This window comes from Allobosea sp. UC22_33 (genome assembly GCF_042700715.1).
In the GTDB taxonomy this organism is placed as follows: domain Bacteria; phylum Pseudomonadota; class Alphaproteobacteria; order Rhizobiales; family Beijerinckiaceae; genus Allobosea.
On sequence record NZ_CP170556.1, the window covers coordinates 3,307,572 to 3,331,265 of the forward strand.

At 68.1% G+C, this 23,694-nt stretch carries 19 protein-coding genes; 14 read left to right on the forward strand and 5 right to left on the reverse strand.

Annotated features, from left to right (window positions below; translation table 11 throughout):
• The first annotated feature begins 26 nt into the window (after positions 1-26).
• The 4 genes from ACFJGT_RS15970 (at position 27) to ACFJGT_RS15985 (ending at position 4,444) form a co-directional block, all read left to right on the forward strand.
• A complete protein-coding gene (locus ACFJGT_RS15970) occupies positions 27-1,043 on the forward strand; it encodes a chemotaxis response regulator protein-glutamate methylesterase (protein ID WP_377839150.1) in 1,017 nt (338 codons plus the stop codon).
• Between the two features lie 13 nt (positions 1,044-1,056).
• On the forward strand, positions 1,057-2,079 hold the full coding sequence (locus ACFJGT_RS15975) for a diguanylate cyclase (protein WP_377839154.1): 1,023 nt from the start codon (positions 1,057-1,059) through the stop codon (positions 2,077-2,079).
• 191 nt (positions 2,080-2,270) lie between these two features.
• Positions 2,271-3,284: a sterol desaturase family protein gene (locus ACFJGT_RS15980; RefSeq protein WP_377839158.1), complete on the forward strand. Its 1,014-nt coding sequence runs from the start codon at positions 2,271-2,273 to the stop codon at positions 3,282-3,284.
• Positions 3,281-4,444: a GNAT family N-acetyltransferase gene (locus ACFJGT_RS15985; protein ID WP_377839162.1), complete on the forward strand. Its 1,164-nt coding sequence runs from the start codon at positions 3,281-3,283 to the stop codon at positions 4,442-4,444. The genes ACFJGT_RS15980 and ACFJGT_RS15985 overlap by 4 nt, the downstream gene beginning before the upstream one ends.
• On the opposite strand, the gene ACFJGT_RS15990 is transcribed toward ACFJGT_RS15985, so the two are convergent.
• On the reverse strand, positions 4,368-5,939 hold the full coding sequence (locus ACFJGT_RS15990; RefSeq protein ID WP_377839165.1) for a formyl transferase: 1,572 nt from the start codon (positions 5,937-5,939) through the stop codon (positions 4,368-4,370). The genes ACFJGT_RS15985 and ACFJGT_RS15990 overlap by 77 nt on opposite strands.
• A 196-nt stretch (positions 5,940-6,135) precedes the next feature.
• On the opposite strand from ACFJGT_RS15990, the gene ACFJGT_RS15995 reads away from it, so the two are divergent.
• The gene (locus ACFJGT_RS15995; RefSeq protein WP_377839169.1) at positions 6,136-8,232 is read left to right on the forward strand and encodes a GumC family protein; all 2,097 of its coding nucleotides are present in this window, start codon (positions 6,136-6,138) and stop codon (positions 8,230-8,232) included.
• Positions 8,233-8,291: 59 nt separating this feature from the next.
• Positions 8,292-9,629: a VpsF family polysaccharide biosynthesis protein gene (locus ACFJGT_RS16000; protein WP_377839173.1), complete on the forward strand. Its 1,338-nt coding sequence runs from the start codon at positions 8,292-8,294 to the stop codon at positions 9,627-9,629.
• Here the strand turns inward: ACFJGT_RS16000 and ACFJGT_RS16005 are convergent.
• Both ACFJGT_RS16005 and ACFJGT_RS16010 read right to left on the reverse strand, forming a co-directional pair.
• Complete coding sequence (locus tag ACFJGT_RS16005) at positions 9,571-10,815, reverse strand: glycoside hydrolase family 5 protein (protein WP_377839177.1); 1,245 nt, start codon at positions 10,813-10,815, stop codon at positions 9,571-9,573. The genes ACFJGT_RS16000 and ACFJGT_RS16005 overlap by 59 nt on opposite strands.
• A complete protein-coding gene (locus ACFJGT_RS16010; RefSeq protein WP_377839182.1) occupies positions 10,812-11,981 on the reverse strand; it encodes a DUF1972 domain-containing protein in 1,170 nt (389 codons plus the stop codon). Before ACFJGT_RS16010 ends, ACFJGT_RS16005 begins: the two co-directional genes overlap by 4 nt.
• 173 nt (positions 11,982-12,154) lie before the next feature.
• Here ACFJGT_RS16010 and ACFJGT_RS16015 point away from each other — a divergent pair, with 173 nt between their 5' ends.
• From ACFJGT_RS16015 to ACFJGT_RS16025, 3 genes are all read left to right on the forward strand, one after another.
• Positions 12,155-13,294 (forward strand): glycosyltransferase family 4 protein, encoded by a 1,140-nt coding sequence (locus tag ACFJGT_RS16015; protein WP_377839188.1) that lies wholly within the window; start codon positions 12,155-12,157, stop codon positions 13,292-13,294.
• The gene (locus tag ACFJGT_RS16020) at positions 13,291-14,565 is read left to right on the forward strand and encodes a hypothetical protein (protein WP_377839192.1); all 1,275 of its coding nucleotides are present in this window, start codon (positions 13,291-13,293) and stop codon (positions 14,563-14,565) included. The genes ACFJGT_RS16015 and ACFJGT_RS16020 overlap by 4 nt, the downstream gene beginning before the upstream one ends.
• A 158-nt stretch (positions 14,566-14,723) precedes the next feature.
• Positions 14,724-15,968 carry a Zn-dependent hydrolase gene (locus ACFJGT_RS16025; protein WP_377839195.1) on the forward strand — a complete coding sequence of 415 codons (1,245 nt, stop codon included), beginning with the start codon at positions 14,724-14,726 and terminating at the stop codon, positions 15,966-15,968.
• On the opposite strand, the gene ACFJGT_RS16030 is transcribed toward ACFJGT_RS16025, so the two are convergent.
• Positions 15,946-16,926, reverse strand: coding sequence for a LysR family transcriptional regulator (locus ACFJGT_RS16030; protein WP_377839202.1), 981 nt, complete (start codon positions 16,924-16,926; stop codon positions 15,946-15,948). The two genes, ACFJGT_RS16025 and ACFJGT_RS16030, sit on opposite strands and share 23 nt — an antisense overlap.
• A gap of 152 nt (positions 16,927-17,078) precedes the next feature.
• On the opposite strand from ACFJGT_RS16030, the gene ACFJGT_RS16035 reads away from it, so the two are divergent.
• The 4 genes from ACFJGT_RS16035 (at position 17,079) to ACFJGT_RS16050 (ending at position 21,238) form a co-directional block, all read left to right on the forward strand.
• Positions 17,079-17,753 (forward strand): RraA family protein, encoded by a 675-nt coding sequence (locus ACFJGT_RS16035; protein ID WP_377839205.1) that lies wholly within the window; start codon positions 17,079-17,081, stop codon positions 17,751-17,753.
• Between the two features lie 79 nt (positions 17,754-17,832).
• On the forward strand, positions 17,833-19,356 hold the full coding sequence (locus tag ACFJGT_RS16040; RefSeq protein WP_377839208.1) for an ABC transporter substrate-binding protein: 1,524 nt from the start codon (positions 17,833-17,835) through the stop codon (positions 19,354-19,356).
• 92 nt (positions 19,357-19,448) lie between these two features.
• Entirely contained in the window at positions 19,449-20,366 is a 918-nt protein-coding gene (locus tag ACFJGT_RS16045; protein ID WP_377839218.1) for an ABC transporter permease, read from the forward strand.
• A complete protein-coding gene (locus tag ACFJGT_RS16050; RefSeq protein ID WP_377839222.1) occupies positions 20,366-21,238 on the forward strand; it encodes an ABC transporter permease in 873 nt (290 codons plus the stop codon). Before ACFJGT_RS16045 ends, ACFJGT_RS16050 begins: the two co-directional genes overlap by 1 nt.
• On the opposite strand, the gene ACFJGT_RS16055 is transcribed toward ACFJGT_RS16050, so the two are convergent.
• The gene (locus ACFJGT_RS16055) at positions 21,235-22,386 is read right to left on the reverse strand and encodes an acyl-CoA dehydrogenase family protein (protein WP_377839226.1); all 1,152 of its coding nucleotides are present in this window, start codon (positions 22,384-22,386) and stop codon (positions 21,235-21,237) included. The genes ACFJGT_RS16050 and ACFJGT_RS16055 overlap by 4 nt on opposite strands.
• Positions 22,387-22,498: 112 nt before the next feature.
• On the opposite strand from ACFJGT_RS16055, the gene ACFJGT_RS16060 reads away from it, so the two are divergent.
• Positions 22,499-23,692: a CaiB/BaiF CoA transferase family protein gene (locus ACFJGT_RS16060; protein ID WP_377839229.1), complete on the forward strand. Its 1,194-nt coding sequence runs from the start codon at positions 22,499-22,501 to the stop codon at positions 23,690-23,692.
• Positions 23,693-23,694: the final 2 nt, after the last annotated feature.

The window sequence follows — 23,694 nt, forward strand, 5'->3', positions numbered from 1 at the left end:
CCGGGCATGCGCTGTGGGGGCGTTTCATGAGAGTCGGGCTGGTCAACGACCTGCCGATGGCGGTCGAGTTGTTGCGACGCGTCATCGCTTCGACGGCGGAGCACGAAGTCGCCTGGATCGCCATGAACGGCTGCGAGGCGGTGAAGGCCTGCCGGCACGACCGGCCCGACCTGATCCTGATGGACCTCAACATGCCGAAGATGGACGGCGTCGAGGCGACCCGGCGGATCATGGCCGAGACGCCCTGTCCGATCCTGCTCGTCACCGCCAGCATCGACGCCAATGTCTCCGGCGTCTACGATGCGATGGGCCATGGTGCGCTCGACGCGGTCGACATTCCCAGCGTCGGCCTGAACGGCCATTCCTCGACGCAGACCACGGCGCTGCTCGCGCGCATCGCGACGATCGGCCGGCTCTCGCGCGGCCTGCCGCCGGCGCCCCGCAGCCAGCGCCGGCCGCCGGCTCCGGCCTCTCCCTCCCAGCGCCTCGTCGCCATCGGCGCCTCGGCCGGCGGCCCGGCGGCGGTGGCGACCCTGCTCGGCGGGCTGGCGCCCGAATTCCCGGCAGCGATCATCCTGGTCCAGCATCTCGACGAGCAGTTCGTGCCGGGCTTCGCGAGCTGGCTCAGCCAGCATTGCCGCCTGCCCGTCCGCCCGGCCCGTGAAGGGGACAGGCCGGAGCGCGGAGCTGTCCTGATCGCCGCGAGCGCCGACCACCTCGTTCTCAAGCCGGGCGGAGAGCTCGGCTACCGGGCGGAACCGCGCGACTATCCCTATCGTCCGTCGGTCGACGTGTTCTTCGAAAGCGTTGCGGAAAGCTGGCAGGGGGACCCGGTCGGCGTGCTGCTGACGGGCATGGGCCGCGATGGCGCCCGCGGCCTGAAACTCCTGCGCGACAGGCACTGTTTGACGATCGCGCAAGACAAAGCCACAAGCGCGGTCTACGGGATGCCCAAGGCTGCAGCCGCCATCGGGGCGGCCGCCGAAATTCTACCATTGGCCGCGATCGCCCCTCGCCTGACCGAGGCGTGTGCTACGTCCTGATGAAGGTTGCCCCATGACAGGCGAAACGAAATCCTTCCAGACCGATGTCCCGCCGCCGGCCGACAGCTACCTGTCCATGGTCCTGCTCGTCGACGACCAGGTCATGGTCTGCGAAGCGGTCCGGCGCGCGCTCGCCCATCACGGCGATGTCGATTTCCACTACTGCACCGACCCGCTCGAGGCGATCGCGGTCGCACAGCGGGTGAAGCCCACGGTGATCCTGCAGGATCTGGTCATGCCCGGCGTCGACGGGCTCGACCTCGTCCGCCAGTACCGCAAGCATCCGGCGCTGCATGCCGTGCCGGTCATCGTGCTCTCCACCAAGGAGGACCCGGCGACCAAGAGCGAGGCGTTCCAGGCCGGCGCCAACGACTATCTCGTCAAGCTTCCCGACAAGATCGAGCTGATCGCCCGTGTGCGCTACCACACCCGCGCCTATCTCGATCATCTCCAGCGCGACGAGGCCTATCGCGCGCTGCGCGAAAGCCAGCGCGAGTTGATGCGGGCCAATCTCGAGCTGGAGCGCCTGACCCGGATCGACGGCCTCACCGGTCTCGGCAACCGCCGCTATTTCGACGAGTACCTCACGGCCGAATGGAAGCGCTGCCAGCGCACCCAGAGCCCGCTCTCGGTGCTGATGATCGATGTCGACCATTTCAAGCGCTACAACGACGCCTATGGCCATCTCGCCGGCGACGACGTGCTGAAGCAGGTCGCGCGCGTGATCCAGGACGGCTCGACCCGCTCGACCGATCTCGCCGCGCGTTTCGGCGGCGAGGAGTTCGTGGTCATCCTGACCGGCGTGCCGCAGGAAGGCGCCAGCTATGTCGCCGAGCGGCTGGTGCAGGGCGTGCGCGACCTCAACATCGCTCACGGCGCCGACCGCGTGACGATCAGCGCCGGCGTGGCGACCGCCTGGCCTGACACCGAGGGCGACCCCGCGAGGCTGGTCAATGCCGCCGACCTCGCCCTGTTCCGCGCCAAGAACGAGGGGCGCAACCGTCTGGTCTATGCGGAGCTGTCGCCCGACCGCTGACCGGCGCCGGGGCAGCCTAGCGCGGGCGGAAGAGCGGCCGATCGCCCGCCCCGCCGCCTCCGGGATTCTGCGAATGCGGTCGTCCGGGCTTAACCAGAAATCGCTTCGGCCCGGGCATCGGCCTATCATCGCGCCGGCCGAAGGTTTAATCACCTGCGTGCCGGAGATGAGATTCCGCATCGAAGATCGAGATGCCGATGTTTGCTGAGATGACCGACTTCGTCGGCAAGATCCTGGACAAGATTTCGGCGACGAGCCTCGTGACGACCGGGTTGCTCCTGCTGACGGCGCTCGTCAGCGCGCTGGTCGCCTATCTCAGGACGACCAAGGAGCGCAGCTTCCGCGAGTTCTTCGACTTCGTATTTCCCCACGAGATCATCACGCACCCGTCCGCGAAGGCCGACCTGCTGTTCTGGGTCACGCGCAAGGCGCTCATGCCTTTCCTGATGCTGCCGGCGGGGGTCACCTTCGTCGTGGCGGTCGGCTACGCCACCAACCGGGTGCTGGCGACGCTCCTCCAGATCGACCCGCCCTTGATCCCCGGCCCGGCCGGCCCGGTCACCACGGTGATCTTCACCGTGACGATGCTGCTCGCCTACGACATCTCCTATTACTTCTACCATGTCGCGCAGCACCGCTTCCCGATCCTGTGGGAACTGCACAAGGTCCATCATTCGGCCGAGGTGATGGTCGGCATCACCAAGGATCGCGTCCACCCGCTCGACGAATTGATGAACCGCGCCTGGGACGGCGTCATCCCCGGCATCTGCTTCGGCATCTGGTCGCTGGTCTCGCTCAACCTGGTCGAGCTCACCGTCTTCGGCATCAATGTCTATGTGATGCGCAACATCCTGATGATGGACTTCGTCAGGCACACCCATTTCAAGATCTCGTTCGGATCGCTCAACAATGTCGTCCTGTGCCCGCACTGGCATCAGTTGCACCACAGCGTCGACCCGCGTCATTACGACAAGAACTTCGGCCTACTCTTCTCGTTCTGGGATCGCTTCTTCGGGACGCTCTGCGTGCCGAAGCCCGACGAGGACTTCAAGTTCGGACTGATGGAGCGCGGCGTCCGCGACTACCAGTCGCTCTCCGGCCTCTATCTCATGCCGCTCCGGCGGATGTGGCACCAGATCAGGCTGCGCCTGCGTCCGCGCGCCAGCCGGAAGGACACTCCGGAGATCGAGGAAACCGGGTCGTGAGCGGGCAGAAGCGGCTCGCTGCGGCAGGCGGCCGGCACATCGAGACCATCACCTCCTATCAGAAGTTCGCCGCGCTCGCGCCGGCCTGGGATGCGCTTTGGCAGCGCGCCGACGGCCTCGTCTTCCAGAGCCATGCCTGGATCGATGCCTGGTGGCGCACCGCGACGCGCCGCGACGACCGCGACCTCGTGATCGGCCTGGTCTGGAACGGCGCCGAACTCGAAGCCGTGCTGCCTTTCGCCACGATCCGCCGCCGCGGCGTCACCGTGCTCGAATGGGCCGCCAAGGAGCATAGCGACTATGGCGACGCGCTCCTCGCCCCGGACCGGAACCGCGATGCCGTCAGCGCCCTGTGGTGGGAGATCGCCGCGACCGGCCGCTTCGACATGCTCTACCTCAACCGGCTCCTGCCCGATGCCGCGATGCGGAGCATCATCGCCCCGGACGTAACCGCCGGCACCTTGCGCCCCAACCATCGCAGCGAGGTCAGCTATCGCGTGGCCGGTCCCTGGCCGCGCGGCACGGACTGGTTCGAGGCGCAGTCGAAGAAGACCCGGCAGAACTACCGGCGCGGTCGGAAATTCATGGAGGAAGGCGGCGAACTCCGCTTCCGCCTGATGACACCGGACGAACCGCTGGAGCCGGTGCTGACCCGCGTCGCCGCGCTCAAGCGCAAATGGCTGGAGCGGCATGGCCGCGCCTCCGACCTGTTCGACGAGGGCGCGCCCGCGCTGGCCGCACTCGTCGACGTGATGAAACGCCTCGGCATCCTGCATGTCTTCGTGCTGGAACTGGCCGGCACCGTTGTCGCCGTCTCGATCAATGTCGTCCAGCGCCGCCGGATGATGGCCTTCATCACCACCTACGACCCGGAATTCGAGCGCGCCTCGCCCGGCATGGTCCTGATGATGGACTATATCCAGTGGTCGATCGACCAGGGGCTGGAGATGGTCGACTTCATGTGCGGTGGCGAGGACTTCAAGCGGCGCTTCGCCACGCAATCCGAGACACTGGACTCGGTCACCGGCGCACGCACGCTGGTCGGCCGGCTCGCCGTGTTCGCCGACCGGGGCGGCCACGCCCTCAGGAACTGGCGAGCACGGCCGCCGGCTTCCGGCGCGCCAGCGGATTCCGCCGAACCATCGCCGAGCCATCGATGAACTCGAACCCGCCGGCGCTGTTCAGGCTGTGCAGGCGCCGGCCCGGCCAGAGCGGTCCTCCGGCCTCGATGATGGTCTCGACCTCCTGCGCGAAGCCCTCGCCGTCGAGCCGCGTGACGCGGGCGATGCCGAGCGCCTTGCCGTAGCCCTGGCGGCAATCCTGCACCGGGCGCAGCAATTCGCCATCGCGTATGACCATCTGCCCGGCAGGGCGCGCCGAGGCGATATCGATCAGCACGGGGTTGCGCGGATGCGCTGTCCACGGTCCGCGGAAATCCGGCGCCGACCACAGATGCAGCGCGTCGGAGAACGAGCCGCCGCCATCGCGCACCGTTGCGAACAGCCACCAGAGCCCGTCACGCTCGACAAGGGTGGCGTCGCTCGCGGTGACGCCCTCGATCAGGGTCGCCTCCTTCACCCAGCCGCCCGGGAAGGCCGTCGCCCGGAACAGGTCGACCCGGCCCGCACTGCAGCTCTCCGGGATCATCCAGACCTCGCCATCCCGCGCGAAGACGAAGGGATAGGAGAGATGGCCCGGCTGCTCGAAGACGGGCTCGGGCGCACCCAAGGGACCGTCCGGCCCGAACTCGACCGCCGAGATGATGCCCTTGCCGGTCGCATGGACGAAATCCTCGACGAAGAGCGTGAGCTTGCCCTCGTGCAGGATCGGAAACGGATCGGCGTAGAAGCGGGTGCCGTCATCCGGCAGGTCGGTCCAGCCGCTGTCGGGATGCCGTTTCAACGCAAACAGGTCGGGGCCGTCGAGCCTGCGCCAGCCGACGCGCCAATGCGGCGCATGGAAGCAGCTCCGATAGACCAGCTCGATCGCCTTCGAGAACCCGGCCTTGACGACGGTTTGCGCGATGCCGGCCTGCGGCACGGCCGCCGCCTGCTCGGCCTCGGTCGGCGGCAGGGTGGGAACGCGCAACCGCCCGCCCGACACGGCAGAGACGATCAGCGTCACCACGCGGCTGAGAACATCGTCCAGCGTCGCCAGAAGGATGCGGCCATATTCGGTTCCCGGCCGGCCGGCGGCGATCAGCGCGCCGCCCTCCTTCAGCTCGACCAGGGGCATCCGCCCGGCGAGCAGGGCCGCAACGAGCGCGCCCTCCCCGGCGTCGCCGTCGACATGTAGGGTCCAGCGGCGGCCCGGCACGGACGCGCGCCCGTCTCCGAGGTCGAGAACCAGATCGGATTCGTCCATGGGCCGATCGGTCGCAACCGTCACCTCCGCCCGGGATGCCCTGGCGAACAGGCCATCGGAGCGCAGGTTATGGAGAAGGCCTTCGACGCGGAACAATGGGCCGAGCCCGCTCTGGTCGGGAAGATCCGTTTCCGGCAGCGAGATCGACAGGTCGAGACCCGAAATCGTCTCCAGGCGCTCGATCAGCAGGAGATGCCATCGCCGCAGCGGCGACGCATCGATGTTCAACGTCAGTCGCATGCCCCACCTAACGCCGCTGCGCGTATCAGGCGATCCGCGAGCGGGCCGCAACCTGCCATATCAGGATTTCGATTTCGTTAGCCCTGCCGCCGCAGCCCCGATGCCGGCGAGCGCGGCTTGTTAAGGAGTCCATGGCATGGTCGCCGAGGTGTTGCGGCTTTGAAAAACCGCAGCGCCAGCGTTGTTGCGTTGGTAGAGTAGAGGCATGGCCAGCCTGGCTGCAAGCGATCATCGGCAGGAGGAAGCGGTGCAGCCGGCTCCTCGGGAGAGCTATCGCCGGCGTCAGGATGGTGCCGTCGAGATCTCCGAGCTCTGGCGCATCCTCTGGCATCGCCGCGTCATGATTCTGGCCATCGCCGGCCTGCTGGCTGGCCTTGCGCTGGCCTATGGCGTCGTCACAGCGCCGCTCTACACCGCCTCGGCCCAGCTCCTGATCGACCCGCGTGACCGCAACGTCGTCAGCAACGACGTCAATCCCAGCTCCGTCTCGCCGGATGGCGGGCTGGCGCAGGTCGAGAGCCAGGCCAGCGTCATCCAGTCCACCAGCGTGCTGATGCGCGCCATCCGTTCGACCCATCTCACCGAGGACAGCGAATTCAACGGCCTGGGCCTGCTCTCGCGCCTGCTCGGCCGGGTCGCGAACGACACGCCGAACGCCGATGGCAGCCTGACACCGGCAGAAGCGCGCGCGCTGGCCAATCTGCGCCGCAAGTTCTCGGTGCGGCGCGCCGACAAGGTCTTCGTCGTCGACGTCGTCGTGACGACGAAGGATGCGGAGAAATCCGCGAAACTCGCCAATGCCATCGCGGAAGCCTATCTCGCCGACCAGGCCGACGCCCGCAGCAAGGCGGCGACCGAGGCGTCCGACGCCTTGACCGCCCGGCTCGACGAACAGCGCAAGCGCGTCGAGAAGGCCGAGAACGCCGTCGAGCGCTACCGTGCCCAGAACAACCTCGTTGCCTCCTCCGGCCGCCTGATCAGCGACCAGCAGCTCGGCGAGATCAGCAACCAATTGTCCGCTGCCCAGGCGCGCACCGCCGCGCTCAAGTCGCAGGTCGAGCAGATCGCCCAGCAGCGCCGCGGCGGCAGCCTCGCCGGCAACTCGACCGAGGCGATCCAGTCGCCGGTCGTCGCCAAGCTGCGCGAGCAGGAAGCGACGCTGGTCCAGCGCGAAGCCGACCTGCAGAGCCAGCTCGGCCCGCGCCATCCCTCGATCGGCGCGGCCCAGAGCCAGCTCGTCCAGATCCGCCGGATGATCGCGACCGAGATCGCCCGCATCGAACAGTCCGTGCGCACCGATTACGAGCGCGCGCAGGGCAACGAGAAGCTCCTCGCCGGCAAGCTGGAAGCCCTGACCCGGCAGACGCAAGGCGCCGACCAGGCCTCCGTCCGGCTGCGCGATCTCCAGCGCGACCTCGAAGCGGCCCGCACCGTCTATGCCAATTTCCTGCTGCGCGCTCAGGAAACCCGCGAGCAGGCCAATCTCGATACCACCAATGCCCGCGTCATCAGCCGGGCGCAGCCGCCGCAGCAGGCGAGTTGGCCCCCGACCCTGCCGCTCATCGCCGCCGCCGGGATGCTGGGCTTAGGCCTCGGCGCCGGCATCGCGCTGATCAGCGAATATGCCGCCCCCCACCTCATCTCCCGTGCCCAGGCCGAGGCGCTGGTCGGTGCGCCCGTCATCGCCGTGCTGCGCCCCGGCAAGCCGGCGGCGAAGCGGCGCTGGCGCCTGCGGAAGACGCCTCCGGCGCCGGCCGAAGCCAGAAGCGAGGCCGGCTTCGCGCTGCTGCGCCTGTTCAACACATCGGAAACGGCAGCCACGGCCGCCCGCAGCCTGCTCCTGACCTCGGTCGAGGGCGACGCCGGCGATCGCGAGCGCGTCACCGATCTGCTCGCGGAAGCCGCGGTCCAGCAGGGCGAGCGCGTCCTGCTGATCGACGCCGATCTCGAGAAGGAGCCGGAGGAAACCGGCCCCGGCCTGATGGATCTGCTCCGTGGCGAAAGCAGCCTCGAGGCGGCGATCCATTTCGGCGCCAGCAAGGATGTCGCGATGATGTCGGGCGGGCGCCGCAAGGCTCCGCCGCAGAAGGGCGTCGGCCGGACCTTCGCGGCGCGGATGCTCGCCGATGCCAGCCGGCATTTCGACCTTGTGGTGATGGATGGCGGCTCGCTCGGCCGCAATGTCGGGATCGCGCCGCTCGTCGGCATGGCCGAGGAGATCGTGCTGGTCACGCGGCTTTACGGGACGCGCCAGCAGGATATCGTCCAGGCCATGGAGGCCGCGCGCATCATGGGCCGCTCGATCACGGCGACGATCCTCGTCGACGGCAGCGGGCGCGGCTAGAGCATTTTCAAGCGAAGTGGACACCGGTTCGCGTGAAGAAAATGCAGCAAAATCATCTCATGAGCCCCGCCGCCGAGCTGCGGGCGGCACCGGGTTGGGCCCGGCTCGACGGCCTGAGCCGCATCGGCCTCATCGCCGCGGTGCTGGTGCTGTTCTGCGTCTCCGGCGGCATGCTCTGGCTCGTCGGCTACAACTATGACGGTCTCACCGGCTCGGCCGCGAGCAAGATCCATCCCTCGACCTACCTGATCGTGCTGACCTTCTGCTGGAGCGTGATCGCCAGCGGAGATCCGGTCAGCCGCAGCATCCATCTCGCCTCCGTCCGGCCGGCCACATTGCTGATGCTGGTCGTCACCATCGCCATCATCGTCGTGACCATCCTGCGCGGCGGCGCCGGCATCGGCGGCATGGTCGATACCTATGTCGCCTCCTGCCTGCTGGTCTTCCTGCTCGCCGATGCCGATGACGAGACCATGGCGACCCTGACCATGCTGCTGCATGTCGTGATGACGCTGAACGCCTTGCTCGCGCTCGCCGAATTCGTCGTCCAGATCCGCTTCTTCCCCTACCGCTTCGACGGCATCGCCTTCGAGACCGATACGCGCTCCGCCGCGCTGCACGGCCATCCGCTGGCCAATGCCATGATCACCGCCTGCTATCTGATGGCGCTGATCAGCGGAGCCCGCCCCCTGTCGCCGGCTGTCCGCGGCACGCTGATCGCCTTGCAGAGCGCAGCCCTCGTCGTCTTCGGCGGCCGGACAGCCTTGCTGGTCTCGCTGGCGCTCGGCCTCTGCTACGGCATCGCCATGCTGTTTTCCGCGCTGCGCGGCGGGCGGATCCCGCTGGTCGGCGCTGCGATCGCCTGCGTTCTGGCGGCCTTGCTGCCGGTCGCGATCGGCGGGCTGGCGGCGCTCGGCTTCTTCGACGATCTGGCGACACGCTTCGTCTCCGACGGCGGCAGCGCCAATGCGCGCAAGGAGATGCTCGACCTGCTCGGCATGTTCTCGCTGGGCGATCTCGTCTTTGGCCCGGACAACGACCTCGTCGACACGCTCCGGCGCGTCAACGGCCTGGAATGGGGCATCGAGAACCCCTTCATCCGCATGGTCCTCTACCAGGGCGCGATCGTCACCGCGCTGGTGACCGTGGCCTTCGGCCTGTTCATGTACGAGTTCGCGCGGATCGGGCGGGCCGGCGGCGTCTGGCTGCCGATGGTCGTCTGGATCATCCTGCTGAACGGCTCGGAGAGCATCGCGACGAAGACGAACCTGCCCGCCAAATTCGCAATCGTGGTGTTCTGCCTGTATCGGCCCGAGCGTTCGATCGAGGCCGCGCCGCTCAGCCAGGCGTCCGCAGCCCGAGCGCCTCGATCATGGCCGGGTCGAGCTGCCGGCTGACGTCGTCGACCAGCAGCCCCAGGCTGTCGAACAGATTCCATAACGCCCAGGGAAAGCCGAGCGCCTCGGCACTCATCCGGACATCGCGGACATAGCGCGCCCGGTCGGCCGGCGCGGATGCGGCGATGCCGGCCCCGGTCCGGACGGCGCCGAATTCGCCCATCAGGATGCGGCCGGGCGCGACACCCTCGCGCTGCGCCCAGCCGCGGACCTGGCGCAGATAGCCCTCGATGAAGGGGCGGTCCGGCTGGGCGTCGAAATACTCCTTCAGCACCCGCTCGGTCTCCCGATAGACGGCTGCACCGCCCCCCGCTGCCGGCTGGCCGAGTTCGGCCATGCGGGCACGGACGGCGGTCAGCGTCGTCTCCAGCGTTCCGCGCGAGGCCGGCCAGGGCACCGCGTTCAGCGCGGGATAGAACGGCTCGCTCATCCATTTCGCGCCCTGATGCGAGAACAGGTAGGGCTCGTAGAAATGGAAGGTGAAGAGCAGCGGCTCGAAGGCCGCGAGCGACTGGGCCTTCAGCGGCTCCAGCCCGGCGATCATGCTGCCGCAGGCCCCCGTCGCGACCAGGGTGAGGCCAGGGGCCGCGCTGCGCGCAGCGGCCAGCATGCGCTTCTGGACCCGCTCCCATTCGGCGTCGCCGCAAGCCTGGAACGGTTCGTTGACGGGTTCGAGCACGACGCGGTCGGCCCCCAACCGGGCGAGCCGCCGCGCCAGTTCCGCAATCAGCGTGAGATAGGCCGGAAAGCCGGGTGCGGCCTCGCTGCCGAAGAGGTAGGCCGGCGTCCAGTGATGCGTCGCCGCGTTGGCGTGGAGATTGAGGACGACGGTGAAATCCTGGCCGAGCGCCAGCGCAACCGCCGCCATGACCTGATCGAGCAGGATCGCCCGCTCGCGCGGCGCCGCGGCGACGATCGGGCCGGGATCGACCGGGATACGCACGAAATCGAAACCCGCCCGTCGCAGCTGTCCGAGATCGCGCACCGTCGGAACCTGCCGGTCAAGCTGGAACGGCGGCCAGTCGTAATCGGTCCGCGGCGCCGGGTGCTCTCGCGTCAGCGAGAACCAGGGCCACAGGTTGATCCCGCGCCGCAGGATGAGCGGCCCGGCCGCACGCACCTGTCCCGAGCCGAGGAGCGCCGCCCCGGCGGCTCCCGCCAGAACGGCGCGGCGCGTGAAGCTCATCCGGAGCCCTTGTCGGCCAGCTTGGCGGAGGTCAGCTCCGGCACGACAGCCCGATCCATCAGGGCCAGCGCCTCGCGCTCGTATTGTTCGAGGACGGCTTGCCACTGGAAACCCTCCTGCGCCCGCGCCAGCGCCGCGATCTTCAGGCGCGCGGCCAGGGCATCGTCGGCGATCAGCCGCTCGATCGCCTCGGAACAGCTGGCTTCGTCGCTGAAGAACAAGCCGGCATCGCCAGCCGTCCAGCGATTATAGGCATTGTCATGCGCGATGACAGGATTGCCGGCCCAGAGCGCCTCGACAAGCGACGGATTGGTGCCGCCGACCGTATGGCCGTGCATATAGGCGCGGGCATGGAAGCGCAGGGCCTGCACGATGCCTGCGTCGTAGATCGCGCCCGGCGTCAGCACCTCCGGCCCGGCCGCGGCCATGATCCGGCGATGGTATTCGATCTCGTCCGAGAGCGTCCCGAGGACCACGAGCTTCATGCCGCGCCGCTTGCGCGAGAACGCCTCGACCAGCGTCAGGATCGAGTTGTCCGGCTCGATCCGGGCGATCGAGACGAGATAGCGCCCGCTTTCGAGGCCGAGCCGGGTAAGCGGGCCCGTCGGCGCCGACGCGATCGGCACGCCGCCATAGGGGATCATCACTGTCGCGGAACGCGGCCGTCGGGTCGCCAGGTGATCGGCGATGATCGGATGGTCGGCCACGAGCCGATGCGACGACCAGGCCGCGATCCATTCATTGATCCAGAACCAGGCACGGACCGGGAAAGGCCATTTCGGCCGGCGCCATTCAATCCCATCCATATTGGTCAGGATCTTCCGCCCGGAGAGGCGCAGCCAGGGCAGGAAGACGGCCCCGTTATAGCCCAGCACGAGGCTGACAGCCTCGCGCCGCGCTGCGTCCCGCACGCAGTGCCAGTCGAATTCGAGCGTTGCCTTCGGCCCCTCCGACGCCACTTGCGTGCGGATCAGCTCGATGCCGCGCCACATCTCGCTGCGAAAGCGCTGCGTGACGGTCGCCACCTCGTCCTGGCAATAGACGCCGACGCGCCAGCCGCGCTCGACGAGAAAGAGCGCCAACTTCTCCGCAAAGGTCTCGAAACCGCCATGCGCTGCCGGAATCCCTCGCGTTCCGAGGATCAGCAGGGTGGGAGGGGTCGCCATTTTCAAACTGTCCAAACCGGCTCGCACATCGTCGCGAGCGAAGCGTCGCAGTTTCATTATGCCTTGAATTTCCATGATTTATCCTCCTTTCATCCGGAATGGTTAGGACCTGCTTTCCCGCATTCCGGGACTCGTTCGGCCGGGACCAGGACGACCCTGAACGGACATGGATCGTGACGCTGCGCATCGCCTGCATTCACCAGGGCTACGAGCTCTACGGCTCGGACAGGAGCTTCGCCGAAAGCGTCGCCGCGTTGCGCCAGGCCTATCCCTCAGCCGAGATCGAGGTCGTCCTGCCGCGCGAGGGACCGATCCGCGGACTGCTCGAAGCCAATGCCAGCAGGATCGTGATCGAGCCGCTCTGGGTGCTGAGGCGCAAGGACCTGCCCCGGCTGGTCGCGACCGCGCCGGTGGTCCTGCCCCTCGCCGTGCTCCGGGCCGCACGGCGTCTCAGGCGATGCGATCTGGTATATGTCAACACCTCGGTCATCGTCGATCACGTGCTCGCGGCCCGGTTCTTTCCGGGCAAGGCGCTCCAGCACATCCACGAGATTCCCGAAGGCACGACGCGCGCGCTGCTGCGCCGGCTCATCCTCTGGGGCCGCGCCCGGCTGATCTTCAACTCGCGAGCGACACGCGACGCCTTCGACGCCCCACCCGGTCACGCTGCCGATGTCATCTATAACGGCGTCGCCGGCCCAGCCGACTGGGCACCGACCGACTATGACGGCAAGCGCTCCTTACGCGTGCTGATGCTCGGCCGGATCAACCGCATCAAGGGGCAGGAAATCCTGCTCGCCGCGCTTGCCGCCCTGCCCCCCGATATCCGCGACCGGGTCGAGACCCGCATCGTCGGCAGCGCCTTCGAGGATCCCGGCCTCGAAATGGCATTGCGAGACGCCGTGATCAGCGCCGGCCTCGCGTCCCATGTCAGCGTCGAGCCCTTCCTCGACGACCCGACCCCGCTCTATCGCTGGGCCGATGTGGTCGCCGTGCCGTCGCGCCGGCCCGAATCGCTCGGCCGCGTAGCGATAGAGGCGATGGCCTTCGGCCGCCCACCGCTCGCCTCCGCCATAGGGGGGCTGCGCGAGGTCGTCGCGGACGGCATCACCGGCCGCCTGCTGCCGCCGGGTGATGCCGATGCGCTCGCCCAGGCGCTCGCCGGGATCGTCGGCAACCCGGGCCTGCTAGCGCCGATGGCCCTCGCCGGCCGTGAGCGCTTCAACGCCCTGTTCAGCGAACAGGCCGTGGCGCAAGCCATCGCCGCCGTCGCCGACGACATGCTGCGCCAGAGTCCGGCCCGCCGGCGATGAACCTCCAGGCCATCCGCCAGATCATCCTGCGGCTCGTCGTCATGGTCGGCGGCGAGGCGATGCAGAGCGCCTTCCATCTCGGCCTCAACATTGCGCTGCTGCATGCCATTTCGGCCCGCGACTACGGCATCTTTGCCCTGGTGATGGTCGTCGGCGGCCTCGGCCTGACCTATATCCGCGCCTTCACGGCGCTGCCTGCCAGCATCGCGATCGCCCAGAGCCGCCGCCCCGACACGGCCGGCGCCTATGAGGTCAGCTTCGGCTCGGCTGCGATGCTGCTGTCGCTGCTGCTCGGCCTCGTCGTCACCGTCGTCCTCAGCGCCTGGCTCGACGAGGGCGCCCCATTCGGCGGCGCCTTCGTCGGCCTGTGGGCGATGCGGGCGCATATCCGTACCGTCTTCTTCGCCCGCCACCGCCAGATGCTGGTGAGCATGAGCGACCTCACCTTCACGCTGAGCGGCGCTGCGGGAACGGCCTGGGTGATCTGGGACGGCACCCATATCCTCCAGCATACCTTCGTGGTGATGATGGCGGCGAATGCGTTCGGCATCGCGGTGATGCTGATCTTCGGGCGCCGCCGCCCCATCCGGGTCAGCTTCGGCCCACATCTCTGGCGGCGCTACCGGCGGCTCTGGCGCGACCTGAAATGGTCGGTGCTGAGCGTGACGATCACCAATCTGCAGGGCCAGGGCATGGCGCTGATGGTCGCGGCCATGGCCGGCCCCGCGGCCTATGCGCCGATCGCAGCGGCGCTGGTCAATTTCGTGCCCCTGCGCATCGTCTCAACCGCCTTCGCCAACATGATGCACCCCGAGCTCTCCAAGCTCATGGCGCATCGCGACTTCGCCAAGGTCGGGGAGCGGCTGCGGCGCTGGCCCCTGCCGCTGGCCTGCCTCGGCATCCTCTACGGCATCGTCGTCCTGATCGCCCTGCCCTTCATCGAGCCTAACAGCCTCGAAGGCTCGCGCTTCCTGAAGATCTCGATCCTGGCCTGGGTGATGAGCAGCCTGCCGATGCTCTATGTCATGCCGCGCATCTGGCTGGAGATCGTGCAGGATTTTCGCTCGATCGCCATCCTTTCGGCCATCGCCGCCGCGGCGGGCCTGCTGCTCGTCTTCGTCCTGCTGCTGACAGTCCCGCCATCCTGGGCGCTGCTCGGCGGCGCGCTCTCCGAGCTCATCGTGCTGATCGGCTCCTGGGCGATCGTCCGGCCGCGGCAGCGCGCGGCCGAGCAGGCCGAGCAGGCCGAGCAGGCCGGAAGCCGGCGCTGACGCAGGCACCCGATGGCAAGCATAGGCAATATCTATTTGCCTGCGCCGCCCCTCGCCTGAAATCCTGAGCTGGACGGTTCGCCCGCACTCGCGGCGCGACCCCGTCGCGTCATCGCCCCGCAGCAGCTCCCGCCCGGCCCGGCGGAGAGGAGACCGTCATGCCCAGCCTCGACACGGCCCGTATCGACATCGAGCGCTTCTGGACCACGATCGAGCGCTCTGCCGAGATCGGCCCGGGCCGTCCGGGCGGCCTCTCGCGCCTCGCCCTGTCCGATGCCGACAAGGACATCCGCGACACCTTCGTCGGCTGGTGCCGCGAGGCCGGGCTCACCGTCCGCGTCGACGGCATCGGCAACATCTTCGCCCGCCGCGCCGGCACCGATGACAGCCTGCCGCCCGTGGTGATGGGCAGCCATCTCGACACGCAGATCAATGGCGGCCGCTTCGACGGCATCGCCGGCGTGCTCGGCGGGCTCGAGGTCTGCCGCACGCTCGATGCCCTCGGCCATCGCACGCGCCGGCCGATCGAGATCGTCAACTGGACCAACGAGGAAGGGGCGCGCTTCTCGCCGCCGATGGTCGGCTCCGGCTGCTTCGTCGGCGCCTATACGCTCGACTTCGCGCAGGGGCGCACCGACGAGGACGGCCGCACGATCGGCCAGGAGCTGGAGCGGATCGGCTATCGCGGCGCGATGGAAGCCGCCCCCCACGCCTTCGATGCCTATGTCGAGTTCCATATCGAGCAGGGCTATTATCTCGACCGCGACGGCATGCAGGTCGGCGTCGTCACCGGCGGCTTCCCGAGCACCGGCATGCTCGTCGAGTTCAAGGGCGAGACCGCCCATACCGGCCCCTGGCCGATGGAACGCCGCCGCAACGCCCTTCTGGCCGGCGCCCGCCTGCTGGTCGAAACCGACGAGATCGGCTGGGCCTATGCCGCCGGCGGCGGCAAGGCGACGGCAGCCCGCCTCGCCGCCTGGCCGAACAAGCCGGGCATCCTCTCGGACTGGGCGCAGGCCGTCTGCGACGTCCGCCATCCCGATCCCGAGACCTCCGAGGTCATGGCCGAGCGCGTCCGCCGCGCCGTCGGCGAATCCGCCGCCCGCGCCGGCTGCACAGCCGAAATCCTCGATGTCTGGAAATGGGGCGGCAAGATCTTCGCGCAGGAGCTGATCGACAGCGTGCGCCAGACCTCGCTCGCGCTGGGCTATCGCACCCAGGACATCCTCAGCCAGGCCGGCCACGATGCCTATTTCGTCGCGCGCCATGCGCCCACGACGATGATCTTCGCTCCGTGCAAGGGCGGCATCACCCATAACAACGCCGAGCTCTGCACGAAGGAAGACCTGGAACCGGGCCTCAACGTGCTGCTTCACACCGTCATGGCACGGGCGGATCGCTGAGCAGAGCCTCGGCGGCCTCCGCCGCCGGCTCCTCCTCGGTCGCGCTCAGCCGCTGCTCGAACAGCCGCAGGAAGGCCTCTTCCGCGGCGCTGAGCTGCATGGCCGGGTTGGAGACGAAATAGAGATCGGCACCGAGCAGGTCCTCGGACCGCGCGAGGTTCCACAGCGAGCGGCTCTCCAGCGCCTCGGCGACCGAGGCCAGCGGCAGGATGCCGATGCCGAGGCCTGCGGCGATCATCCGCGTGACCTCTTCGAGATTGGGGCTTGAGCCGACGACCCGGCTGCCGAGGCCCGCCCCTTCCCTGACCGAGACCATCGGCTCCAGCGCGCCGTCCTGCCCGCAGGCGAGCGCGACGAAAGGCTCGTCGCGCAGTTCCGCCAGCGGCACGTCCGCGAGCCCGAACAGCGGGTGCCCGCGCCCGCACAGGATGCCGAATTCCTCGCGCAGGAGCGGCCGGCAATCGAGCCCGGCCAAGGGCTTCGACAGCAGGCAGAAGCCGAAGGGGCTGAGCTTCTGCGAGACCGCGCGGACGATGTCCTGACTGTTGGCGACGTCGATCCGCACGCTGACGCCGGGATGCTTGCGGTTGAGCAGCGTCAGCGTCCGGTCGAGCGGCGGCAGCACGACATGGGTCACGACGAGCAATCGCACGAGGCCCGTCAGGTCGTCATGATCCTCCGAGAGGCGGTCGCCGATGCGCGCGACGCTGCGGTAGATGTCGACGCATTCCTTGTAGAGCAGCTCGCCGCGCTTGGTCAGGACGAAGCGGCGGCTGTCGCGCTGGATGAGCTGGCCGCCCAGCGTCTCCTCCAGGCGTTGAAGGGCCGCGCTGACCGTCGGCTGGCGCACGAGCAGACGGTCGGCGGCTCGCGTGATGCTGCGCTCCTCGACGATGACGAGGAAGGTGTGCAGCAGGTTCCAGTTGAGATGGTGCAGCTTCGGCTTCGTTCCGCTCAAGCGCGTATCTCTCTTCCGTTCGTGACCCCTGCCCCTTATGCAAACCCGCTGCCGTGGCAAGCCTATGCTTAGCATAGGAACTGTCTATTGGACCCGGTTTCGGTGCTTCCGTAGGTTCGGCAGAACGGACATTCTCCAGCGCAAGGGCGACCATGACAGCGACCGGATCATCGGCCGAAGCCTCGATCGCACAGCGCGCCGCGCTCTTCCGCGGGATCGAGACCGCGACGCTCGGCCATATCCTGACCGAGGGTTTCATGGTCCCGGCGATCCAGTGCGTCATCGAGGGCCCGCGCGTCTGCGGTCCGGCCCTCACCGTCAGCGTCCTGCCCGATGACGGCGTCGTGATCTCTTGCGCCCTGACCCTGGCGAAGCCCGGCGACATCCTCGTCATCGACCGCCAGGGCGACGACCGCCATGCCTGCTGGGGCGCGGTGATGACGGCCGCCGCGCAGGCCGCGGGCATCGTCGGCGTCGTCATCGACGGCTTCGTCACCGATGTCGCGGCGATCCGCGCCTCGGGCCTGCCGGTCTGGTGCCGCGGCCGCTCGCCCCTCACCACGAAACTGCTCGGCAAGGGCGGCACGATCAGCGAGACCGTGAACTGCGGTGGCGCGACGGTGCGCCCCGGCGACCTCGTCCTCGCCGACGAGAACGGGGTCTGCGTCATCGATCCCGCCGAGGCCGAAGCGCTGGCGCGGACCTGCGCCGCCATGCAGGCGGCCGAACCCGATGTCATCGCCCGCGTCCTCAAGGGCGAACGCATCGACGAGATCAACGGCGCACGGACGCTCTGGGAAAAGCTGCAGGACTCCAAGAGCCGCTAACAGACTCCAGCCGCAGAATCGCCCATAGAGGCGCGCTCCGGCCGGATGGATCATCCAGAAAACACAGGGGAACACACCGATGAAGATTTTGGGAACGACCGCGCTGGCCGGCGCGCTCTTGGCCGCCTCCTTCGCGCTGGCGCCAGTGCCGGCCCTAGCCGGCAAGGCCGACGACACGCTGAACGCCGCCTTCGCGCTCGAGCCGGAAGCGCTCGACACCTACAAGATCGCCGGCCGCGAGGGCCTGATCCTCGCCCGGCACATCTATGACGGCCTGCTCTACAAGGATCTCGACACCGGCGAGATCAAGCCGGCGCTCGCCAAGGCCTGGCGCTTCGTCGACCCGACCACGATGGAGTTCGACCTGCGCGAGGGCGTGACCTTCCATAACGGCGCCAAGTTCACCGCCGACGACGTGGTCTACACCCTGACCACGGTGCTCGACCCCGCCTACGGCACGCGCTTCCGCATCGCCGTGGACTGGATCGACAAGGTCGAGAAGGTCTCGGACTTCCAGGTCCGCATCAAGATGGCCAAGCCCTTCGCCGGCGCCGTCGAGATGCTGGCCGATGCGCTGCCGATTTACCCGGCCGCCTATTTCAAGGAGGTCGGCTCGGCCGGCATGGCGGCCAAGCCCGTCGGCACTGGCCCCTACAAGCTCACCGAGATGACGCCCGGCATCCGCTACGCCTTCGAGCGCTTCGACGGCCATTATGCCGGCAGCCCGAAGGGCAAGCCCGCGATCGGCAAGATCGTGGTGCGCACCATTCCCGAGCTGAACACCCAGTTCGCCGAACTGATGGCCGGCAAGCTCGACTGGACCTGGCGCATCCCGCCGGACCAGGCCGCGCGCCTCGCCAGCCGCGTCCAGATCGTCAACGGCCCGATCATGCGCATCTCCTATGTCGGCATGACCGTGACGGGTAAGGGCAAGGACTACCCGACCAAGAACCTGAAGGTTCGGCAGGCGATCAACCACGCCGTCAACCGCGAGGCCATCGTCAAGGCCTTCGCCGGCGGTGCCTCACAGGTCCTCAATGCCGCCTGCAATCCCAAGCAGTTCGGCTGTGCGCAGGACGTGACGAAATACGCCTATGACCCGGCCAAGGCCAAGGCGCTGCTGACGGAAGCCGGCTTCGCCAACGGCGTCGATATCGAGATGGTCTTCGCCGCCATGCCGCGCCCGGTCGCCGAGGCGATCGCCAGCGATCTCGGCAAGGCCGGCATCCGCGTCACGCTGAACGAGCAGCAATACGCCGCCGGCGTGCAGAAATGGCGCGCGGGCGAATTGCCGACCTTCTTCACCAACTGGGGCAGCTACGGCACCGGCGACGTCGCCTTCATCATCTCCAACTTCTTCGGCGGCGGCGCCGACGACCTCGTCCAGGACAAGGAGGTGATCGAGCTGGTCAACGCGGCCGACACCTCGCAGGACCGTGCCCTACGCGAGGCGAACTATGCCAAGGCGCTGAAGAAGATCGCCGATCAGGCCTATTGGCTGCCGATGTACGACTTCAACATCAATTACGGCCTGTCAAAGGACCTGACCTTCAAGCCCCATCCGGACGAGTTCGCCCGCTGGTGGCTGTCGAGCTGGAAGTAACAGCCCTCTCCGCATCGCCGCGCCGCTACCAGTCCTGCTGGTAGTGGCGCCTCCCCTGCCAGGCAGGCCGACCCGCTATCCCCGGAGCCGTCATGCTGCCCTTTCTCGCGCGCCGCCTGATCGTCGCCGCCCTCGTGGCGCTCGCCGTCTCGGCCGTCGCCTTCGGATTGATGTTCGTCTCCGGCGATCCCGCCGTCGTCCTCGCCGGACAGGCCGGCCGGGCGCAGGATGTCGAGCTGATCCGCCATGCCTATGGCCTCGACCGGCCGATTCCGTTGCAGTTCCTGAGCTGGATCGGCAATGCCTTCGCCGGCAATTTCGGCACGAGCCTCTATTTCAACCTGCCGGTTGCGCCGATCATCACCGAGCGGCTCTCGGTTACGCTCGTGCTGGGCTCGGCCGCCTTCCTGCTCGCGCTCGTCGTCGCCGTCCCGCTCGGCATCCTCGCCTCGCTCAAGCCCGGCGGCACGCTCGACCGCATCGCCCTGATGCTCGCCGTGCTCGGCCAGGCGATCCCGAGCTTCTGGCTCGGCCTGATCCTGATCGTCGTCTTCGGCGTCTGGTACGGGCTCGTGCCGATCTCCGGCACCGAGAGCTGGCAGGGCTATATCCTGCCGGTCGTGGTGCTCAGCTACTACGCCATGCCCGCCCTGATGCGCCTGACGCGGGCCGGCATGATCGACGTGCTCACCGCCGATTACATCCGCACCGCCCGCGCCAAGGGCGCCTCGCAGCCGCGCGTGCTGCTGGTCCATGCCCTGCGCAACGCCGTGCTGCCGCTGGTCTCGCTTGCCGCCGTCCAGTTCGGCCTGATGCTCTCGGGCTCGATCGTCATCGAGAGCGTCTTCGCCATCAACGGACTCGGCCGCCTCGCCTGGGAATCGCTGCTGCGCAGCGACCTGCCGGTGGTGCAGGCGATCATCCTGATCCTCTCGCTGATCTACGTGACGCTGACGACCGTGGCCGACCTGATCAATGCCTGGCTCGATCCCCGCCTGAGGAGCGCCTGATGTCGATCGCCGACAGCCCCACTATGCGCCGGCGCAAGCTCTTCAAGGGCCTGAGCGCCAGCAGCGCCATCCGCATCGGCGGCGGCCTGCTCGCCGTCATCGTCTTCGTCGCGCTCTTCGCGCCCTGGCTTTCCAGCCATGATCCGATCGCGCAGGATCTCGGCAAGCGCATGATCCCGCCCTTCTGGTATCCGGGCTCGGACCCGGCACACTGGCTCGGCACCGACCATCTCGGCCGCGACTACCTGGCCCGCCTGCTCTATGGCGCCCGCGTCTCGCTGCTGATCGGGCTCGGCGTCACGCTCTGCGCCGGGTTCATCGGCACGATGCTCGGCCTCGCCGCCGGCTATTTCGGCGGCCGCGTCGACATGGCGATCAGCTTCATCGTGACGACCCGCCTGTCGCTACCGATCGTGCTGGTCGCGCTGGCCGCGGTGGCGCTCGGCGGCGCCTCGCTGAAGACGCTCGCGATCGTGCTGAGCCTGCTGCTCTGGGATCGTTTCGCTGTGGTCGTGCGGACCGCGGCGCAGAGCCTGCGCAGCCGCGAATTCGTCCAGGCGACCCAGTCCTTCGGCGCCTCGCATCTCTATATCATGCTGCACGGTATCCTGCCGAACCTGCGCAACACGCTGATCGTGGTCGCGACGCTGGAGATCGCAAACGTCATCTTGCTCGAAGCCGCGCTCTCCTTCCTCGGTCTCGGCGCCCAGCCGCCGACGCCCTCCTGGGGCCTGATGATCGCCGAGGGGCGCGAGCACATCCTGTTCGACCCCTGGCTGATCGCCTTGCCCGGCGCCGGGCTCTGCCTGCTGATCCTGGCGGTCAACCTGCTCGGCGACGGCGTCCGCGACGCGCTCGACGAACGGCGTTAGCCCAGCGCCTTCACCATGTTGCGGGCGATGACGATCTGCTGGATCTGCGAGGTGCCCTCGTAGATCCGGAACAGACGCGCATCCCGGTAGAAGCGCTCGATGCCGTGATCGGCGATGTAGCCGGCCCCGCCATGGATCTGCACGGCCCGGTCCACTACCCGGCCGACCATCTCGCTGGCGAAGAGCTTGCAGCAGGCCGCATCGGTCGCGACATCCTCAGCCTGATCCTTGGCGCGCGCCGTCTCCAGCACCATGCAGCGCGCCGCATAGGCCTCCGTCCGGCTGTCGGCGAGCATCGCCTGCACCAGCTGGAACTCGGCGATCGGCTGGCCGAACTGCTTGCGCTCCACGGCATAGCGCAGGCTGTCATCGATCACGCGCTCGGCCATCGCGACGCAGACCGCCGAGATGTGCAGGCGCCCGCGATCGAGCACCTTCATCGCCGTGCGAAAACCCTGTCCCTCGCGCCCGCCGAGCAGGGCATCGGCCGGCACGCAGCAATCTTCGAAGATGACGTCCGAGGTATGCGAGCCGCTCTGGCCCATCTTCCTGTCGATAGGCCCGAGCGACAGCCCCGGCGTGCCCGCTTCGACGAGAAAGGCCGAAACGCCCTTGGCGCCGGGCTGCGAGGCGTCGGTGCGCGCGAACACCGTGAACAGCCCGGCATGCGGGGCATTGGTGATGAAGCGCTTGGTGCCGTTGAGGACATAGCCGCCCTCGACTTTTCGGGCCGAAGTCTTCAGCGAAGCGGCATCCGACCCGGCTTCCGGCTCCGTCAGCGCAAACGAGCTGATCAATTCGCCCGAGGCCAGCCGCGGCAGGTAGCGCCGCTTCTGCTCCTCGCTGCCGTCCATGATCAGCCCTTGGGAGCCGATGCCGTTATTGGTCCCGATCAGGGAGCGGAAGGCCGGCGAGGTCCGGCCTAGCTCGAAGGCGACCCGGACCTCCTCCTCCATCGTCAGGCCGAGGCCGCCGTAGTCCTCCGGGATCGACAGGCCGAACAGGCCCATATCGGCGATCTCCCGGCGAATCTCGGCGGGGATGCGATCCTCCTGCGCGACCTGATGCTCCAGCGGCCGCAGGCGCTCGCGGACGAAGCGCGCCACGCTCTCCAGCAACCCCTGCATCGTCTCGCTGTCCAAGGCCATCGCCGTCTCCCTTGCCTGCCCTCGCCCAGCGCCTCGGGCTTCCTTGACAAGGCGGGGCAGTTAAATACCTTCCAGCCGGTAAGTAAATATCGAGAACACGAGGCGGGTGGCGATGGGCGCGGTACTGGACGGCATCAAGGTTCTCGATCTCACCCGCGTCCTCGCCGGTCCCTGGGCGACCATGACGCTCGGCGATCTCGGTGCGGAAATCTGGAAGATCGAGCAGCCCGGCGCCGGCGACGACACGCGCGGCTGGATGCCGCCCTCGGTGGAGGGCATCTCGACCTATTATCTCGGCGCCAACCGCAACAAGAAGAGCCTCGCCGTGGACATGGGCACCACTGAGGGCCGCGAGATCATCATCGCGCTCGCCAAGCAGGCCGATATCCTCGTCGAGAATTTCCGGCCGGCCTCGCTGCGCAAGTTCAAGCTGACCTATGACGACCTCAAGGCGATCAACCCGCGCCTGATCTTCTGCTCGATCTCCGGCTATGGCCGCGGCCATGCGCAGGAGGATCGGCCCGGCTACGACTTCATCATCCAGGCCGAATCCGGCTTCATGGCGATCACCGGCGAGCGCGACGGCGAACCGATGCGGCTGGGCGTCGCCTTCATCGATCTCGTCACCGGCATGAACGCGGTGCAGGCCGTGCTCGCCGCGCTCTACATGCGCGAGCGCACCGGCGAGGGGCAATGGCTCGATATCGGGCTCAACGACAGCGCCCTGTTCTTCCTGGCGAATATCGCCTCGGGCCATCTCAACACCGGCAGGGACCCCGGCCGCTACGGCAACGCCCATCCCAGCATCGTGCCCTACCAGATCTTCGCCTGCATCGGTGGGCGGATCGCCATTGCCGTCGGCAATGACGAGCAGTTCCGCCGCTTCTGCCGGGCGCTCGGCATGCCCCAGCTATCCGACGACCCGCGCTACGCGACCAACCGCAAGCGCACCGAGCATCGCGACACGCTGCTGCCCCTGCTCGAACAGCATTTCGCCGGCCTGAACCTCACCGAAGTGCTCGCCGACCTGCGCGCGGCCGGCGTGCCCGCAGGCGATGTCCGCAGCGTCGGGCAGGCCCTGAGCAGCGACATCGCGGAATTGCGCCAGAGCGTCGTCTCGGTGCCGGCATCGACGATCGGAACATTCCGCTCGGTCCGCAGCCCCTTGCGCATGTCTGCGAGCCCCTTGCGCGAGCCGACACCGCCGCCCTCGCTCGGAGAGCATACCGACGCGGTCCTGGCAGAGCATCTCGGCCTTGAACCCGAGCAGATCGAGCGCCTGCGTGCTGCCGGCGCGATTGGCTGAGG